General features: G+C 37.5%; 14 protein-coding genes. 8 read left to right on the forward strand and 6 right to left on the reverse strand.

Translation table 11 applies throughout. The features are described from left to right. On the reverse strand, positions 1 to 753 hold the full coding sequence (locus HXT53_RS04645; RefSeq protein ID WP_020759479.1) for an SDR family NAD(P)-dependent oxidoreductase: 753 nt from the start codon (positions 751 to 753) through the stop codon (positions 1 to 3). 278 nt (positions 754 to 1,031) lie between these two features. On the opposite strand from HXT53_RS04645, the gene HXT53_RS04650 reads away from it, so the two are divergent. Beyond that, the gene (locus tag HXT53_RS04650) at positions 1,032 to 2,363 is read left to right on the forward strand and encodes a Na+/H+ antiporter family protein (RefSeq protein ID WP_004113204.1); all 1,332 of its coding nucleotides are present in this window, start codon (positions 1,032 to 1,034) and stop codon (positions 2,361 to 2,363) included. A gap of 351 nt (positions 2,364 to 2,714) precedes the next feature. Continuing rightward, entirely contained in the window at positions 2,715 to 5,129 is a 2,415-nt protein-coding gene (locus HXT53_RS04655) for a hypothetical protein (protein WP_421780041.1), read from the forward strand. A 188-nt stretch (positions 5,130 to 5,317) separates the two neighbouring features. Here HXT53_RS04655 and HXT53_RS04660 read toward each other — a convergent pair whose 3' ends face one another. Then, positions 5,318 to 5,896, reverse strand: a complete 579-nt coding sequence (locus HXT53_RS04660; RefSeq protein WP_020759482.1) for a LemA family protein — start codon at positions 5,894 to 5,896, stop codon at positions 5,318 to 5,320. 97 nt (positions 5,897 to 5,993) lie between these two features. Beyond that, positions 5,994 to 6,980, reverse strand: a complete 987-nt coding sequence (locus HXT53_RS04665) for a DUF3137 domain-containing protein (protein WP_174142880.1) — start codon at positions 6,978 to 6,980, stop codon at positions 5,994 to 5,996. 369 nt (positions 6,981 to 7,349) lie between these two features. Between HXT53_RS04665 and HXT53_RS04670 the strand changes: the two genes are divergently transcribed. The 4 genes from HXT53_RS04670 to HXT53_RS04685 all read left to right on the forward strand — a co-directional run bounded on the left by HXT53_RS04670 (position 7,350) and on the right by HXT53_RS04685 (position 10,476). Further along, positions 7,350 to 7,949, forward strand: coding sequence for a sensor histidine kinase (locus tag HXT53_RS04670; protein ID WP_004114802.1), 600 nt, complete (start codon positions 7,350 to 7,352; stop codon positions 7,947 to 7,949). Between the two features lie 78 nt (positions 7,950 to 8,027). Further along, a complete protein-coding gene (locus HXT53_RS04675) occupies positions 8,028 to 8,828 on the forward strand; it encodes an energy-coupling factor transporter transmembrane component T family protein (RefSeq protein WP_020761102.1) in 801 nt (266 codons plus the stop codon). Continuing rightward, the gene (locus HXT53_RS04680; protein ID WP_065189698.1) at positions 8,810 to 9,661 is read left to right on the forward strand and encodes an energy-coupling factor ABC transporter ATP-binding protein; all 852 of its coding nucleotides are present in this window, start codon (positions 8,810 to 8,812) and stop codon (positions 9,659 to 9,661) included. The genes HXT53_RS04675 and HXT53_RS04680 overlap by 19 nt, the downstream gene beginning before the upstream one ends. Next, positions 9,661 to 10,476 (forward strand): energy-coupling factor ABC transporter ATP-binding protein, encoded by an 816-nt coding sequence (locus tag HXT53_RS04685; protein ID WP_065189697.1) that lies wholly within the window; start codon positions 9,661 to 9,663, stop codon positions 10,474 to 10,476. The genes HXT53_RS04680 and HXT53_RS04685 overlap by 1 nt, the downstream gene beginning before the upstream one ends. A 186-nt stretch (positions 10,477 to 10,662) precedes the next feature. On the opposite strand, the gene HXT53_RS04690 is transcribed toward HXT53_RS04685, so the two are convergent. Further along, on the reverse strand, positions 10,663 to 12,447 hold the full coding sequence (locus tag HXT53_RS04690; protein WP_116437725.1) for an ABC transporter ATP-binding protein: 1,785 nt from the start codon (positions 12,445 to 12,447) through the stop codon (positions 10,663 to 10,665). A gap of 271 nt (positions 12,448 to 12,718) precedes the next feature. Beyond that, positions 12,719 to 13,528: a nucleoside phosphorylase gene (locus HXT53_RS04695; protein ID WP_162861954.1), complete on the reverse strand. Its 810-nt coding sequence runs from the start codon at positions 13,526 to 13,528 to the stop codon at positions 12,719 to 12,721. Positions 13,529 to 14,143: 615 nt separating this feature from the next. Here HXT53_RS04695 and cysK point away from each other — a divergent pair. Together cysK and epsC are read left to right on the forward strand one after the other, a co-directional pair. After that, positions 14,144 to 15,076, forward strand: coding sequence for a cysteine synthase A (gene cysK, locus HXT53_RS04700; RefSeq protein ID WP_004117534.1), 933 nt, complete (start codon positions 14,144 to 14,146; stop codon positions 15,074 to 15,076). Positions 15,077 to 15,215: 139 nt separating this feature from the next. After that, complete coding sequence (epsC, locus tag HXT53_RS04705) at positions 15,216 to 16,073, forward strand: serine O-acetyltransferase EpsC (protein WP_410314094.1); 858 nt, start codon at positions 15,216 to 15,218, stop codon at positions 16,071 to 16,073. Between the two features lie 7 nt (positions 16,074 to 16,080). Here epsC and HXT53_RS04710 read toward each other — a convergent pair whose 3' ends face one another. Then, positions 16,081 to 16,503, reverse strand: coding sequence for a GNAT family N-acetyltransferase (locus HXT53_RS04710; protein WP_004114788.1), 423 nt, complete (start codon positions 16,501 to 16,503; stop codon positions 16,081 to 16,083). Positions 16,504 to 16,596: the final 93 nt, after the last annotated feature.

A 16,596-nucleotide genomic window follows, 5' to 3' on the forward strand; every position in this document is an offset into this window, starting at 1 on the left:
TCAGCCGTCTAATACGATTCCGCCATCAACATCGCCAATCTCTCCGTTAACGAAGGAGGCTTCTTTAGATGCAAAGAATAGAATCATTTGCGCAATTTCTACAGGTTGTGCTTTGCGGCGCAAAGGAATTGCGTTAATAATTTTCGCTTCCTTTTCCTTATCTTCCTTCAAAGCTTGAGTCATTGGTGTTTCAGTATAAGATGGGCATACTGCATTGCAACGAATTCCATACTTGCCGCCTTCTTTTGCAACGGCTTTTGTTAAACCATTCACACCAGCTTTAGATGTTGCGTATGCTGCTGTTCCTAGTAAACCGCCACCAATTTTTCCAGCAACAGAGCTAACGTTTACTATTCTTCCGCCACCATTTTCCTTAAAATGCTCAAATAAAGCATGGTTTGTTGCGTAAGTGCCGTAAAGATTAATCTTTACTGTTCTATCAAATTCAGCGTCTGTTAACTGTTCAAATGGAACAGTTGATACAACGCCTCCGCAGTTTACCAAAACATCCACTTTGCCAAAATCTTTGATTATCTGCACAAAAACGTCGTTAACATTTTGAACATCACCAAGATTTATCTTATAGACAAAGATATTATCTGAACCTAATTCAGATTTTGTTTGGTTTGCTTTTTCTTCATTGATATCGGCGATAATTACCTTTCCGCCTCCATCTAGTACGCCTCGCACGACTTCTCTGCCGATTCCTTGGGCGCCTCCTGTTACAATGACCACGTCATTTGTGAAATTCATTGTTTTTACCTTCTTTCTGAAAAAGAGATAATAACATGGCTGAGTCTACTCTTAAATGCTATTGTTAACAAATTTGTATTAATGTATTTAATTAGTGTATTTAACTTTTAAAGAGTACTTTATAAAAAAGTAATTTAAGTTTTACTTTGCAAATAAAACTTTACGTAAATCTTTATGATATTGTCTTTAATTATTAAAATTTAAAAATTATCAAAATTGAAAAACATATTATTTGCAAACATCAAAATGAAGATAACTTTAAAAAGAGGTGAAACAGTATGCAGATTTTAAACATTCTATGCAATCCGGTAATCGTATCGGTTGTAGTGTTATGCGCGTTAAGTCTCGCTAAACTCAATGTTTTACTCGCAATGATTGTTGCATGCGTTGCAGGAGGCATAGCTGGACATCTCCCTCTTTTTGGAGATGGAAGCCATACTATTATGGCTTTGCTATGTGATGGTTTTTCCACAAATGCGCAAACTGCGCTCGCCTACATTCTTCTTGGTACTTTTGCAGAAGCAATTACAGCAACTGGCCTAGCTCAAATCATTTCTAAAAAAATCAGTAAACTTATCGGCACAAACAAATTTATTCTTCTTGCAGTTCTAACAATTATTGCATGCATGTCTCAAAATATTGTGCCTGTTCATATTGCTTACATTCCTATTCTTATTCCGCCAATTCTTTCCATTATGAACAAGCTTAAGCTAGATCGCCGCGCCGCCGCATGCTGCACTGCGTTCGGACTAGAAGTGCCATACATTGCTATTCCATTTGGCTTTGGCTTAATTTTCCAAACAGTTATTGCAACTAATCTTTCTAAAAATGGTATGAAAGTTAGCGTTTCAGACGTTAGCGCTGTGAACTGGTATTTAGGTGCTGCAATGCTTGCAGCCCTCCTATTCGCCGTGTTTGTGCTATACAGAAAGCCTCGCGAATATAAAACAACCGAAGCAGATACTCGCGCAGCGGACGCTGTTGTTGGCCCGCTTACTAAAGCACACTATGTAACCATGCTTGCGATTATTGTTGTTGTAGTAGTTCAAGTTATTAGTAAGGATCTTTCACTTTCTTCTCTTGCAGGTCTTGCAACCATGATTATTTTTAGAGCCGTTGCATGGAAAGATATCGATAAGCAGCTTATGGGCGGCGTTAAGCTTATGGGTCTTATTGCATTTATTATGCTCATTGCTGGCGGCTACGCTAACGTGATTCAAGCTACGGGCGGAGTTAATGAGCTTGTACACTTTGGCGTTGCTTCTATGGGTCAAAACAAGCTAATCGCTGCATTCGTTATTACGATTATTGGTTTGCTTGTAACTATGGGCATAGGCACTTCGTTTGGCACGGTTCCTATTCTTGCAGTTTTGTTCGTGCCTCTTTGCCAAAGCATTGGTTTTAGCACTCCTGCAACAATTATTCTTATGTCTTCTGCTGCAGCTCTTGGAGACGCAGGCTCCCCTGCTTCCGATACAACGCTTGGCCCTACTTCTGGCCTAAATGCAGATGGTCAGCACAGCCACATTTGGGATACTTGCATTCCAACATTCCTTATCTTCAACATTCCACTTATGGCTGCAGGTATTGTAATATCTCAGTTTATTTAGCAGATTATTTCTTAAGATTAGATACTAAATATCTTATATTATTTAGCTAAATATTTAGTTGAATATTCAATAGAGATTAAGTATTTCGAAACGCGAATAAGTGTTTATTGATAGAATTATCAATAAACACTTATATTTTTTATCAAAATCGTTATAATGTAATATGCAATTATGTATTTGTTATATTTTATGAAATAAAGTAACAAAAGTTTAGTTAATTAATTGGGTATTTTATGAATAAGACAGCGAAAATCATTCTGACCTCAACCATGATGGGTATTGCGACCGCAGCTTGCGCAGTATGCATGAGCCAAACCGCTTATGCTGCTGATACTAATGCAAGTAGTGTCAATGGAACTAATGTTGAGAGTGCAAATAGTAGCACAAAAACAAATACCCCCCCCCCCACCACATACCGATTCCACTAATCAGCATAATTTAAAAAATGATAAATCTACTAACCACAACAACACTACCAGTGAAGATCGCGACTACGATACAAATACGGTTCAAACAACTGTTGATTCCAAAGGCGTAACGACAGATAAGGATGTTCAGCAAAACACATCACACGCTGATTCAACAAGCAATGAATTAGCATCGGGGACAGCGACCGATAAGAACGGCACACAAGTCAAATGGCAAGTAACGTATAATTCCAGTAATATCAAAGCTACTGACGCGGCAAAAATGAGCGAATATGGCAAACAGCTCAATTATGATTCTAATAATAATAAGCTAATCGCAACTATGAGCAATTTGCCATTCAAGAATGAAGCAGCAAATGTTGTTGCAAGGAAATATAACGAAATTACCTTAAAAGTTACAAACAACAATGAAACGACGCCTACAATCATTAGCAATATTAAAGAAACACCATGGTTCTACAAAAGTCAATATTTAAAGAATATTTTGGATGAAATTGATAAAACAACAATCGGTTCGTACAACTTTACGAGATACAATCAAGAACAAAAAGTTGGCGGCAAACACCTTAGCGGTTTGAAATACAACTTTAGTGCGCGCAAAGTTGAGGGCACGCCAATAATAACAGACTGGCAGGAAGGTGAAACAAGCCGCATAATTCCTGTATACATGGCAACAACCCATACGGGCAAAGATTCAGACTATATAACGTTGGGCATATTGCAAAACATTACTGTAAATAAGCCACAGACACCCGTTGTTCCACCAACACCACAGCCAAAGCCACCTGTTACACCACCAGTCCCAAAGCCACCTGAGTCTGCTACTAATGTATTGGCATCTGGAACTGCAACGGACAGTAACGACAAACAGGTTCAGTGGCAAGTAATAAATAACGATAAAAATACTAATACTGAACAAATAAGGGCGTACGCTCAGTATCTCAGTTACAATCCCAATACAAACGCGTTGACAATGACAGATGTTGCAGCGTTTACAGAAGACGGTAAAGCTATTTCCGCAAGAAAACTCAGCAACGTTACGCTAAAAATCACGAAGGACGGAAAAACAACAGAAGAAAACATCAAAGAAACGCCATGGTTCTTCAAAGATCAAAATTCACAGAAGATGTGGGACTCAATTAACCAGACAACAATAGGCACGTATAGCTTTGCAAAACACAATCTTGAACAAAAAGTCGGTGGCGTAGGGCTGGAAGGTTTGACCTACGACTTTCTGAATAAGAATTTTGATGGCGCTCCTACGATTGCCTGGAAGAATGGCGAAATAAGCCGCGAAATTCCTGTGTATATAGCAACGATCCATAAAGGTAAAGATGGCTCAGACTATATGACGGTAGGTGAATTTAAGAAATTCAAGGCGTATAAAAATAGGAATGATATTTTTGAAGGCGAACCTGGAACTAATCCTCTAACAAAGCAGCAGTATAAATTTAGTGATCTTGGCGACAATAATGTTAGTAGAACAGTAACTGCCATGTATGCTAATGGCCCTATTTATCTTAAGCCGGGAGAAACAAAAACGGTGCCACTCAAGTTTTATCTGGTAGATGAAAATCGTAAGCCAATTAAGGATATTACTGATGAATTTATGAAGGTATTGAATCCAGAACCAAAGGAAGTGGAAATAAAAAAGGTTCTGTTTACTCGAAATCGGCAGACGTCTTTGATGGATATGAATGTGTCGTATGTGCTGCATACGGATTATTCAATTACATTTACCGCGAATAAAGATGCTCAGGTTGGGGATTCTTACAACACAGATGGCTCTAAGTTGGATAATCTTCCAATGGTTCTTAATCCAGCAGAAACGCCAAAATATACCTATGAGCCGGGTATAACGTTACATGAGAAGAACAACCCAGGACATGTTGCTTTTATCAATGCATTCTTTGACGTGATAAAAGCAACACCTAATCCAACACCTAATCCAAATCCTAATCCAAATCCTAATCCAAATCCTAATCCAAATCCTAATCCAAAATCTCCTAAGCCGGAACCACCTAAACCGGAACCACCTAAACCGGAACCACCAAAGCCGGAACCAACTCCTGTTCCAACTACGAAATCGGAGCCTATTCCAGTTCCTATAATTCCTGCGCTAGAACAAATGCCAATGCCAGTGACAGAACTGGAACCAGAACCGGAACCAACGCAAGAAGAGACTGTGGAAGAAGCACCGACTCTACAAACGCACGAACCGCTTGCACGCGCAGGTTCTACAACCTCAACCATTGCAGGCACTGGATTAGCGTTCCTGCTGTCAGCTTTCGGCGCATTTTCGCTTAAACGCACGCGCATTGGCAAGCACAGCAAGTAACGAGCACAGATAACCAATAACGCAAATAACTAATAAACGCCAGTCAAGTTGAACTAAACTAACTGGCGTTTATTTTTAAAAACACCAATCAACCAATACAAATGTAGCCAATCGATGCAAATTCGCGGGCGATTGCCTACATTAGATATACCGTCTAGCTAAACATTTTCACTAACTAAACATATTCGCTAGCTCAGTATGCTATCAATATTCTTCTTATTGCTTAAATCATCTTCATCAAGAAAATCCATCTGCTTTATTCCGCTTAATCTTGCAATAAGCGAAACTGGGAAAGTAACAATATTTTGATTAAGAGCGCTGATATTACTATTTACGATTCTTTTTGTTGCAGCCAATTGCTCATTTTCGTCGTTTACTTCTTCTTGCAAATTCAAAAATTGTTCGGAAGACTTTAATTCTGGGTAAGCTTCTGCCAAAGCGTAAATCTTCCCTATTGCATTATTCTGATTTTTCATTGCTTCGCTAGAATCAGCGGAGTTTAATCCTTCTCTTAAACTCACTAAATCCACTAATGTTGTTTTTTCGTACTTTGCAAACGATTGTGCAACTTTGAACATTTGGCAAATCGTGTCGTATCTTTTAGCGAGCGCAATGTCAACGTTTTTTTGCGACTCATTTATAATCACTCTATATTTTCTTAATCTATTTAAAGTGCCAATAAACCAACCAATAATCATTACAAGCACTATTGCAATAACTATTAAAATGGTGTCCCTATCTATAATGCTATCCATAATGTCACTCATAATGTCTCCTTTAGTTCTAGTCTTTCTCTAGTCTTAGTTTTCTCTAGTCTTAGTTTTTCTGCTTTTGCAATTCGCCAGTATCGCAATTTTCTAGCTTCTAATTTTGCAATTTCTCTCTAATTACGCTGATTATTTCGTAATATTCAGCCAAAACATCTCTAAATCTTGCATATTCTCTTGTTAAAGATAGGTTTTCTATTCCAGATTTTCCAGGACTTCCTAATATATACCGACCAGAATCAAAAGCTGCAATAATATGCTCGCTATCTAGATATATGCAAACTCTCATTCTTTTTTGCAAATTATTCAATATTTCTATAAAACTTGGATCTAATACAAACTTTGTATAAAAATCGTCTGTAGAAAAGATTGAATACGAATTGTTAAATTCAATGGATTCTGTTTGAACTTCGCTCTCCTCTTTTGTTTTTTTACCATAGTATCCACTTAGTTTTTGCCCCATAAAGTTCTTTCCAGTAACGGGAACGATTCTAATGTGACCATTTATATTGGTTTTTGCGTTTATTAATAAGACCTGCCCAATAAAATCCGTTTTTTTAACAGTTTTTCCACTTTCACTTCTAGAAGTGTGCATTGCTTGCATGTTTGAAAATTCAGTTTTGAATTCATCGCCAAAAATTATGTGTTTATTTGAATAATAAATACTAGATATTGGCAGAAGATTATTAAAAATACTGTCGTCAATTCCTTCAGAATTTTCTAATACCGTTCCAGGCAGAATCGCATTTAGAATCGGCGTTAAGACATTATTCGCATATAGAGTATTTACATCAACCTTATTTGTTACAAAAAACTTGCCAGCAAAGCAAACAACAAAAGCAATTATTATGAGTAAAGGATATTTATAAGTAGAGTAATCAAGAGAAGGCAGATAATTGCCAACAGCACCAATAATCAGTACAACTGGTATTAATGGGATTAAACGCATTGGGTCAAAAGCGTTATTTTTTATGCCTTCTTTTAACTCATTTAGTTTCCCTTGCATTTGTGGAGATTTTTCTAATTTATTAAGTCTTTCTAAAACTTCGGGATTTGTAAACACGCTACTATGTTTTACATTCATCGTCATCTCCCTCTTATAATCGTCAATATTTTTATAACAATATTTTCGTAACAACATTTTTATAAAAGGCATAAAAATCTCTTATATTTTTTTATCATAAATAACCATTATTTGGAATACTAGAATTTTTGAATATTTGAATTTGAAATAGTTGAATAATAACCACTTTGATTTTGCTAGAGAAGTGGTATAGCTGTGATTATTTTCCGCAAAAATTTAATACAAAATAAATAATAAAGAATCAGTTAAAATAACAAAAAATAAACAAGATTACAATTTATAACACATTAATTTTCAACTACTTTAATAACATTTCTCAAAGCGTATAATGAACTTGAATTTATTCCTTAACTGATAGGAAGTTCAAAAATGGTAAAGAAACTAAAAAATATTTGGAGCGTTAAATTAACTACTGCTTCACTCGTACTAATACCAGCCGCAATCGGCATAAATTATGTTGCGAAACTATTTGCAAGCATGCTAAAACTACCACTTTGGCTTGGCACACTAGGCACTTGCATTTCAGCATGCTTGGCTGGGCCTGTTGTAGGCGGAATTGCTGGATTTTTAACCAATATTGTTTACGGCTTAACAATTGATCCAATTTCTACAGTCTATAGCATTACAGCTGCAGCAATTGGAGTAAGCGTTGGAATCGCTGCACGATTAAAATATATGGACAAAGGCCTACACATTTTTATAACAAGCCTTATTGTTGCAGCAATCGCAATAATCATTTCTACACCTCTAAACATGATTTATTGGGGCGGAACCACTGGAAACGTTTGGGGTGACGCTGTTTTTGCAGCAATGGGTTCCAAAGGCTTCTTTGCATCATTCGTAGATGAGCTTGTTGTAGATATACCAGACAAGATTGTTGTTTTGTTCCTTGCAGCTGGAATTTATAAAGTTCTTCCTAAGAGTTTAATAGCCATATATCAATCAGATGACGAAGATCTTGATAAATAAACGTTTATCACCAGAAAATAAATCGCATAAACGCTAAGTTCTACAAGTTTTAATATAAGCACAATAAGACGAGATAGCATGAAAAGCATCAGCCTATTTGAAGATAAGCATTCGTTTCTAAACGGACTATCTGCAAAAACCAAGCTTGCATACGTAATATGCGCTACAAGTACACCGAGTTTGCTTGGAGGCTATAGTTCTTTCGCTATCTTTATTATTTTGAGCCTAATCTTACTTGCAACATCAAAGGTTCTAGCAAAAATAAAAATCGTAATACAAGTTACTGGTTTTATTATTGTAACTATTTTTATAGTTCAGACTTTCTTTAGATCAGGAAATTACACGATTTTATTCAAACTAGGACCTTTGATTGCTCGCAAAGAAGGTTTTGAAGTAGCTATGAAGATTGTGCTAAATATATTAAATATTTCGTTTGCATTTTGTGTTTTAACGCTTACAACTAAACCTTCTAATATGATGCAAGAGATGATACAAGCTGGATTACCACCTAAGATGGGTTATGTTTTTGTATCTCTATTCCAAATCATTCCTCAAATAACACAGCAAACTTCGACTATTGTTGACGCTCAAAGAAGCAGAGGATTGAAAACAAAAGGTTCTCTTATAACGCGTTTCAAAGCTTTTTTGCCTTTAATATCCCCGATTATAATGTCTTCATTTATGAGTTCTAAAGAAAGAACTATAGCTTTAGAAGTTCGCGGATTTTCGTGCAATAATCAAAAAACATTCATAAAACCATTTAAGCCAAGCAAATACAATACGCTATTTTTATGCGCTTGTTTAATTGTAATAATAGCGTCTATTATTTATGCGTTGCTTCATAATTTAGGATATATAGCATGGCAGCTATTCATATAGAGAACTTAAAATATCGCTATCCTTATAGTAATACTCTTGCACTTAATGACATTTCTTGCGATATTCATAAAGGCGAATTTATTGGAATAATAGGTGCTAATGGAGCTGGAAAATCAACATTATCTCAAGCCATTTTAGGTCTTGTTCCTAATCTTTACCACGGAGCATACGGCGGCAAAGTTGAGGTAGACGGTCTTAATGCAAAAACTACGCCAATAGACAGTCTTTGCAAAAAAGTTGGTTTAGTTTTTCAAAATCCTTTTAATCAAATTACTGGATCTAAGCTTACTGTGTACGAAGAAATTGCGTTTGGGCTTGAAAATCTTGGAATTGAGCAAAACGAGATGCAAAGTCGCGTAGAGAAAATCATGGACATGCTCAACATTGCCCATCTTAAAGATTGTTCTCCATACGATTTATCTGGCGGTCAAATGCAGCGAATGTCTATTTCCGCTATTTTAGTTATGCAACCAGAAATAATAATTTTAGACGAGCCAACTTCGCAGCTTGATCCTAAAGGTTCTGAAGAGGTTTTTAAGTCGGTAGAATCCTTAAAAAATCAGGGTCAAACTATTATTATGGTTGAGCACAAAATGGAAAAAATCGCGCAATATAGCGACCGCGTAATGCTTTTAAGCGAAGGAAAACTCATTGATTTTGATACTCCGCAAAAAATCTTTTCTCGCGAAGACTTGGAAGAATATGGCGTAAATCCTCCTGTTTATACTCAAATTTGCAAAAAACTTTCGTTAAAAAACAATAATGGCTTGTATCCAATAACTCTTGAGCAAACGTCACAAATTTTAAGCTCGCACGAAGGGAATCGCTTATAATGACTCCTACTATTGAAATACGAAACGTGTCTTTTTCTCATACTCCAACAACACAAATATTCAACAATCTAAATTTGTCTTTTGCTCCTGGAACATGCGCTATTGTTGGTCAAAATGGCACTGGAAAAACAACTTTACTTAAAATCCTTAGAGGACTTCTTACGCCGAAATCTGGAAGCGTTTTATTAAATGGTAAAGATATTGCAGAATGTACTGTTCCCTCTCTTGCTAAAGATATTGGATTCGTATTCCAGAATCCAGATGACCAGATTTTTGAATCAACTGTTATACGCGAAGTAATGTTTGGACTTTTAAAAATTGGAATTGATAAGAGTCAAGCATTGATCCAAGCAAAAGAAAGTCTAAAACTCGTAGGACTTTTAGATAAAAGCGAGGTAAATCCTTACGATTTAAGTCTTTGTGAAAGAAAAATGGTTTCTATTGCGTCGATTTTAGCAATGGATACTCAAGTTGTTATTTTAGATGAGCCTACGATTGCTCAGGACGATTGCGGAAAACGTTGTATTGAATCAATTATTAAGCACCTTGTTTCTCAGGGGAAAATTGTTATAGCTGTTCTTCACGATATGGATTTTGTGGCTCGAGTATTTAATCGCGTTGTTGTGCTTTCAAATGGCAATGTTCTTTTTGACGGCACTGCGCGCGACGCATTTATGCGAGACAACATACTTTCTAGCGCACATCTTGATAAGCCAGATGTTGTGAAGCTGTGTGAGAAACTGGGTTATGAAAATACGTTCCTATCTGTTGAAGAATTTGTTAACTCGTATAGTGAACGAAATAATCGCAGATAGCAGAAACGGAATAATCAGAGCGCTAATCGCAAAGTATCCAATACCAAAGTAGCCAATCGCTGCAAATTCGCGGGCGATTGGCTACTATCGCAGAAAGCATGCTGCGTTAATATTTTTACCGAGATTGCAATTGCACAGCGCATTACAACAAACCAGCGCAAGCCAGCCCAAGCCAGCGCCATATACTCACATAGACACAGTATAAAGCGAGTAGAAGTAAGCCTTCTGATTCATAAGCTCCTCAAAGCTTCCGCGCTCAATAAGCTCGCCGCTTTTCATCACAAGGATCTCATCATATTGCTTAAGCGAATTAGCATCCAAGCGGTGAGTTACAACAAGTCGAAGAATTCCTTGCAAATCCAAAATAGACTGCGTTACGTTCGCACTCGTCTCATTATCTAACGCACTCGTTGCCTCATCAACCAGCAAAATCTCGGACTTTTTAAGCAAGCTTCGCGCAATAGCAATACGCTGCTTTTCGCCACCAGAAAGATGACTACCATTCTCGCCGCACTGATAATCCTTACCTTTAGCAGCAATCAAATCATCCAAACCAGCCAAGTGAATCACGCGATCCACCTCCGCGTCCTGGAATGGCTTAAACAGCGTAATATTATCTAAAATCGAAGCATCAAACATAAACACAGACTGCTGCATAAGAGTCGTCTTATCATAAAGCGAACTCTTGCTCACATTGCTAAGTTCGTGATTATTCAGCTGCACGCTACCTTCATAATCCTTGTAATATCCCATAAGCAAATTAATCAAGCTACTCTTACCAGCACCAGAAGGCCCTACTATCGCGTAAGATTTTCCAGCTTGCAAAGTTAGATTTACGTTTTTCAAGACTTTACGATCAGCATCGTAAGAATACGAAACATCTCGCAAAACAATGCTTTTAATAGAATCGTCAATAATATCGCCAGAATCTTCCTTAACGTTACTCATATAATCAGCCATCTTACTAATAAGCTTCTTAGCACCCTTCATCTCGCCAAGCATTTGCGGAAGACTTGCAATAGGCTGAAGCACTCCATTCATCAAATTAGTGAAAGCTAACACCATTCCGGCAGTAATAACACCAACATGAGCGTTAACCATCCAAGCGCCAACAAGCATCACGCCAAGCTGAGTTGCAAGGCTTGAAATCGTTCCAAGAGCAGAAACAGTAGTCATCGTTTTTTCGCGAAGATTCTTAGTATGCTCAAGCTCCATCGACTGATTCTGATAACGGTTAATAACCTCCTGCTCCGCCTTAAAACTCTTAATAACCGAAACTCCGTTCAAAACATCCTTCGTCAGTGCCGTATAAGACTCATTCGACTTAGAAACCTGCTCCTCTCGAGTGGCAATTCCATTAGCTGTAAGAATCGAGCACGCCATTGGAAGCACAGAAACAATAAGAGCAATAACAGTGAGCAATGGACTATAGTAAATCATAAGAGCTAGCGAGCTTACAAGCATAAGAACATCTTGAACAAAGTCAAAAATCTTCTTCAAATACTTTTCTTGAATACGCTCGCAATCATTAGTAAGTACAGAAAGATACGTGCCAGAATTCGCAAGCGAAAAATCACTATAACTCTTTTTTAAAAGCTTCTTAATAACAGACTCTTTATACTGATTCATTGCTTTTTCAAGAAAGCGAGGATACGCGCTGCGCTTCAACGCAAAAATCAGGGAGATTACCAGCATAAAGGAAGCGACAAGCAGAAAAATAGTAGTTAAAGAGAAGGCTCCTTTTCCAGACATATAGTCGAAAATAATTTGCAAAATCCAAGAAATAGCAGTGAAAATCATAGACAAGGCAATAAAAACTATCATCGAAAGAAAAGCTACAAGTTTGTTTTCCTTGAAAAATAGTTTTACGTAATTTTTCACGTCGGGATGCAGTTTGGACGATTGCTGATTCGCCACAGTATTTTGATTCGCGGACGATTGCTGATTCGCCGCGTTGTCAGTTTTACTCATTCTCGCTACCTCTCACTTCCTTTATATCTATACTATTTCTATTATCTCTTCTCTAATAGCATTTTCGCAGCTAGCATCTTCATAAGCTATTTGCTTATTCACTCGCTACAAAGCATTGAAAGCTACACTATCATACTTATCATGATTATTAACCCTTAACGTAATACTTAAACGCATTTATACGTAATTCTTGACAGAAATAATAAGCATAGAGTTAAAAAAAAAATCAAATTAAAACACTGATTCCATATGTAATATCAGTGTAAACGTGTCAAATGCGCAACACTGCTTCAATACAAAGCTCAAGCGCATACGCTTTAGAGTCTCCACCCCAATTGCGCTCATCGTAATTTTCAACATCGTGCAAAGTATCTGCAGTGTAAAGAATCTCACCCCAAACAATCCCACGCATTTGCGCACAAGCCGCTAAAGCAGAACACTCCATCTCAACAACCGCGCATCCCTCCTGCTTACGATTAGCAACTTTCGTCTTAGTTTCACGGAAAAACCCATCCGTAGTCCACGTTTTAACTTCATGATAAGGCAAATTGTGCGCCTGTAAAGTTTGTAAAATAGCACGTCTCGAGCGCTCTGAAACGTCAACATAACGACTTGGAGGCAAATAATGATAAGAAGTCCCCTCATCCCTTAAAGCTTTATACGGAACCAGGAAAACATTTTCCGCATAATCAACTAGCGATCCGCAAGAACCAGCACTAACAACTTCGCTAACACCGTAAGAAATCAGCCAGTCTAAGATCTGAACAGCGGCAGGAGCACCAACTGGAGCCTGCACTAAGCAGATTTTTTGCGTTTCTTCTTCTACTTCGCTGCCTGTATTTTCTCTTACTTTTTTCTCTACTTTTTCTTCCAAAACATATATTGGATATACTTTAGTTGCAGATTCAAAATTTGCTACAATCGTAGCTTTCCTACTTAAAGCATACTGATCAATTTCATCGCCTAAGAAAGCAAAAACCGCTTTAGATGGAAGCTGAACAGAAATATTATCGTGTTTTGGCATTAAAACTGCACTTTTATCGTAATCATACTCTAAAATCGGCAAATCATATTCTGTCATATAATCAACTCTTTCATACAATCGACTAATTCTACAAGCCATTCAATCCTATATACCAGCACGCACATTATCGCACGAAAATCACAAATCAGCCAAACACAACAAATTCTCGGGCGATTGGCTACTATCGCCAAACAGAGACACTCACGCATGAGAAGGAGTACATATCAAAGTTTGACAAACACAGATCCATTCGCTATAGTCTTCACTTATCACCATTTCTACTAGTAAAGGAGTGCGCATGTATCATACAAATATGATGACAAATTGTTGTTGTAACGTATGCTGTTGCGCATTTCTTAATCGAAATGATGTTTGCAAGCACTAAGTATGCATCATCTAGCCTGTGTTAAAAAGCATTTACGTTAAAACACAGCAAATTACGATTCAAGAAACAGCGCGCTGTTTCTTTTTTTATGCCAAAAATCGAATATAAGACGTTGAAAAGATAACAATTTAATACGGATTAGATATTAAACAGATAAATGGCATCTTTAGAAACAACTAATAAAGCAATAGTCGCTTTATTAATAAAATCATTTTTTAAAAATTAAAAACAAATCAAACAAAACAAAAACAAACAAGTAAAACAACAAACAAGTAAGGGGAAATATTATGTCTAATATTTACAAGTCCGTGCAAGAACTCGTAGGCCACACTCCACTTATGGAGCTTACGCACATTGAAAAAGAGTATAATCTAGCAGCAAAAATCCTTGTAAAACTCGAATACTTCAACCCAGCAGGCTCTGTAAAAGACCGAATTGCAAAGCAGATGATTGAAGAAGCAGAAGCCGAAGGCACGCTTAAACCAGGCTCAGTAATTGTTGAGCCAACCTCTGGAAATACTGGCATTGGTCTTTCAATGATTGCTCAAACAAAAGGATACAAAAGCATTATTGTTATGCCAGAAAGCATGTCTATTGAACGCAGAAAACTTATGAAAGCATACGGCGCCGAACTCGTGCTCACCCCAGCTGCAGAAGGAATGAAAGGCGCAATTGCCAAAGCGAAGGAAATCGTTGAAAACACGCCAAACGCGTGGACTCCAGGACAGTTTACCAATCAAGCAAATGTACACGCGCACTACAACACAACAGGTCCAGAAATTTGGCAAGACACTGACGGAAACGTGGATATGCTCATTGCTGGCGTTGGAACAGGCGGCACAATCACTGGTACTGGCACATACTTAAAAGAGCAAAATCCACATCTGGAAGTAATCGCAGTAGAACCAGCCGACTCCCCTGTGCTCGCCGGCGGCAAGCCAGGAGCGCACAAGATTCAAGGAATCGGCGCAGGATTCGTGCCAGATGTGCTCAACCAAAACATTTACAATCGCATTATTCACGTAACAAATGAAGACGCAATCGAAAGCGGCAAGCTTATAAGCAAAAAAGAAGGCGTTCTCGTGGGTATTTCTTCTGGAGCTGCAATCTGGGCAGCAATCCAAGAAGCAAAAAGAGAAGAAAACAGCGGTAAAACCATTGTTGCAATACTTCCCGATTCAGGAGATCGATACTTGTCTACAGCATTATTTGAAGACTAACTACATTTAGGAGCACTACTGTAAATACGCAAGTTTTGATTAAATAATATATGGATAATAAATGGATAATAAATAACATTATTAGATAATGATCAAAACTATAAAATAAAGAAAATATCAAAAATAACGGGAGAAATGTATGAATGATCGCCTTGATCTTATAAATCAACTAAACTCAATTTACGATTCAGACATAAGACAAGCTACATTCATACCTAATTACCGAAATATTATTGCGCTCATACATGCGACTCAGGCTCTACTTTTGCCTGAGTTGCATGTGCGCAATGAAAGCAACGAGGCTACACAACTCAACGCTAGTTTGAATACTAACGCTAGTTTAAATACCGTTACTTCAAACGCATTAGACACTATAGAACGCATTATATTCCACGAACTTCAATGCTACACAAGCAACACAATTAAAATTCGAGAAACTTGCAATCAATTTATAAATACTCTTCCTACAATTAAAAAGTTACTTTTAACAGATATTCAAGCCATGTATGAAGGCGATCCTGCTTGCACAAGCAAAGTAGAAGTCACACTCGCATACCCTGGTTTTTATGCGATGCTTATTCACCGCACAGCTCACGCACTATACGAACTTAACGTACCGCTAATTCCTAGACTTATGAGCGAATATGCACACAGAAAAACTGGAATCGACATTCATCCAGGAGCAAAAATTGGCGCATATTTTTGCATTGATCACGGAACTGGCATTGTAATTGGCGAAACAACTGTAATCGGCGAGCATGTTAAGCTTTACCAAGGCGTAACGCTGGGTGCACAAAGTTTTGCGCTAGACGAGGATGGAAATCCTATAAAAGGCGGAAAGCGGCATCCAAATATTGGCGATAACGTAGTAATCTACGCAAACGCAACAATCTTAGGCGGAGAAACCACAATAGGAAGCGGAAGTATAATCGCAGCAAACGCGTGGATTAACCGCAGTATTCCTGCAAACACAACCTACCACTTTCCTAAAGCCTAATACGCAATCATGCTCTGTCTTTTATAAAACCGCAGCACTCGATTTCTGATAACTCAATAAAACCAGCAGATTTATAAAAAGCAATAGTTTTTTCAGTACAATCCGTGGTTAATTGAATTTGACGAACATTAGGGTAACAATCCACAATCGTCTTTAACAAAGCAGAACCTATCCCCTGACGTTGATACTCTGGCAAAACGAGAATATCTTGAATAAGAACAACCGTGTATCCGTCACCAACAGCTCTAGCAATTCCAACTAGCTCATCATTTTTATACGCAGCTAAAACCTTGAGCGAATTGTTAAAGCCATTTTCTAAAGCAACTAAATCATTTGTATACGAAGACCAACCAACGGAATCATATAGTCTTAAAATATCTTTGCTATTATATTTTTTATACTCTTTTATTTGCACGTCTGTTAAATTCATTTACAATAACACCTCGCAAAATATAGCAAAAGTACGCGATTCTAAAACGTAAAAACGGAAGAACGCGCACTAATAATAATACTTAACAAAAGC

It is taken from the genome of Gardnerella sp. KA00390 (assembly GCF_049244075.1).
Taxonomy (GTDB): Bacteria; Actinomycetota; Actinomycetes; order Actinomycetales; family Bifidobacteriaceae; genus Bifidobacterium; species Bifidobacterium vaginale.

Bases quoted from the DNA above. Each gene is read 5' to 3' on its own strand.
- HXT53_RS04645 (WP_020759479.1), bottom strand. From the start codon at position 753: ATGAATTTCACAAATGACGTGGTCATTGTAACAGGAGGCGCCCAAGGA.
- HXT53_RS04650 (WP_004113204.1), top strand. From the start codon at position 1,032: ATGCAGATTTTAAACATTCTATGCAATCCGGTAATCGTATCGGTTGTA.
- HXT53_RS04655 (WP_421780041.1), top strand. From the start codon at position 2,715: ATGGAACTAATGTTGAGAGTGCAAATAGTAGCACAAAAACAAATACCC.
- HXT53_RS04660 (WP_020759482.1), bottom strand. From the start codon at position 5,896: ATGAGTGACATTATGGATAGCATTATAGATAGGGACACCATTTTAATA.
- HXT53_RS04665 (WP_174142880.1), bottom strand. From the start codon at position 6,980: ATGAATGTAAAACATAGTAGCGTGTTTACAAATCCCGAAGTTTTAGAA.
- HXT53_RS04670 (WP_004114802.1), top strand. From the start codon at position 7,350: ATGGTAAAGAAACTAAAAAATATTTGGAGCGTTAAATTAACTACTGCT.
- HXT53_RS04675 (WP_020761102.1), top strand. From the start codon at position 8,028: ATGAAAAGCATCAGCCTATTTGAAGATAAGCATTCGTTTCTAAACGGA.
- HXT53_RS04680 (WP_065189698.1), top strand. From the start codon at position 8,810: ATGGCAGCTATTCATATAGAGAACTTAAAATATCGCTATCCTTATAGT.
- HXT53_RS04685 (WP_065189697.1), top strand. From the start codon at position 9,661: ATGACTCCTACTATTGAAATACGAAACGTGTCTTTTTCTCATACTCCA.
- HXT53_RS04690 (WP_116437725.1), bottom strand. From the start codon at position 12,447: ATGAGTAAAACTGACAACGCGGCGAATCAGCAATCGTCCGCGAATCAA.
- HXT53_RS04695 (WP_162861954.1), bottom strand. From the start codon at position 13,528: ATGACAGAATATGATTTGCCGATTTTAGAGTATGATTACGATAAAAGT.
- cysK (WP_004117534.1), top strand. From the start codon at position 14,144: ATGTCTAATATTTACAAGTCCGTGCAAGAACTCGTAGGCCACACTCCA.
- epsC (WP_410314094.1), top strand. From the start codon at position 15,216: ATGAATGATCGCCTTGATCTTATAAATCAACTAAACTCAATTTACGAT.
- HXT53_RS04710 (WP_004114788.1), bottom strand. From the start codon at position 16,503: ATGAATTTAACAGACGTGCAAATAAAAGAGTATAAAAAATATAATAGC.